Here is a 1,078-nt window from a genome sequence, read left to right as displayed (position 1 = left end):
GACCGCGTTGCACGAATAGCGCTTGGGCCGCATTTGCCCCTTTCCCCGGTTCGTTATGCGACACGTTCATAGGTCGCACGACCTAGACGGGTCATGCGGTTGAGGGCTTTGACAGCGATGCGGGCTTCGGTTGTCTGGGTCTCCATGTTGCGGCTGCGCAGTTCCAGTCCGATGACCTGTTTGTATCGCCCGATCTGGGCCTCGCCGCGCGATCTCTGACCATAACCGGTGGCCTTCTGCCATGCCATTCGGCCAGTTTCGGTTATCATGTCGATATGGGCGTTGCGTGCCTGGCAATCTCCGGGAACGGCGTTCTTCGGCGGCGGAATAATCAGCTCGACATCCGGGCCAAACGCATGCCGGATGGTCGCGGCGGTTGGTACACCATCATAAGCCCCGTCACCGATGAAACGGCGCACCGGACCGGACACCTCAGCAAGAAGGTCGGGCAGAGCGCCGGTGTCCCCGACCTGCTGGGGTGTCAGGCAGGACGCCACAAGCTCGCCGCTCTCCAGATCGAAGCCGATATGCAGTTTGCGCCATATCTTGCGGGTCTTTGGTAGCCCGTGCTTCTCCCGCATCCAGTCGCGGCTGCCAACGACACGCAGCCCTGTGCTGTCCACAACCAGCGCGATCGGACCACTGGCTGTCTGGGTGTCGGGCGCGATCTGAAGCGATGGCGCACGCCGGCAAAGCGTCGAAAAATCCGGCACGGGGAGGTCCGTCTGCATGAGCCGCAGCAGACTGCGGACAAAGCCCTGCGTTTGGCGAAGCGGTAAGCCGAACACGGCGCGCAAGGTCAAGCAGGTCTCAATCGACAGATCAGAATATCGTTGTTGACCACCGCGCTTGCCGGAGCGCACTGCGCACCACCCAGACACCGCGTCTTCGCTGAACCAGACCGTTACGTCACCACGCTGGCGGAGCGCCTCGTTGTATTCGGCCCAGTTCGTCACACGGTACTTTGCCTTCGCAAACTTATCCCGCCGCGACGCATTGAATTTGAAGGGCATCACAGCATCCCGCAGTCAAATCAAAGGACCAGCTACGCATCGGAAACGATTTGTGCAACACGCTC

1 protein-coding gene is annotated in these 1,078 nt (G+C 60.9%); it reads right to left on the bottom strand.

The genetic code is table 11. From position 1 onward, the window contains the following. Positions 1-53: 53 nt before the first annotated feature. Positions 54-1,013 (bottom strand): IS5 family transposase, encoded by a 960-nt coding sequence (locus ACR0NZ_RS20615; RefSeq protein WP_480521578.1) that lies wholly within the window; start codon positions 1,011-1,013, stop codon positions 54-56. Positions 1,014-1,078: the final 65 nt, after the last annotated feature.

The sequence above is a fragment of the Ruegeria sp. AE3 genome, assembly GCF_056542225.1.
The sequence above is the reverse complement of the archived record's forward strand: the minus strand, read 5'-3'. Positions and strand labels throughout refer to the sequence as shown.

Coding starts and splice junctions, on each gene's coding strand:
- ACR0NZ_RS20615 (WP_480521578.1), bottom strand. CDS start 1,013: ATGCCCTTCAAATTCAATGCGTCGCGGCGGGATAAGTTTGCGAAGGCA.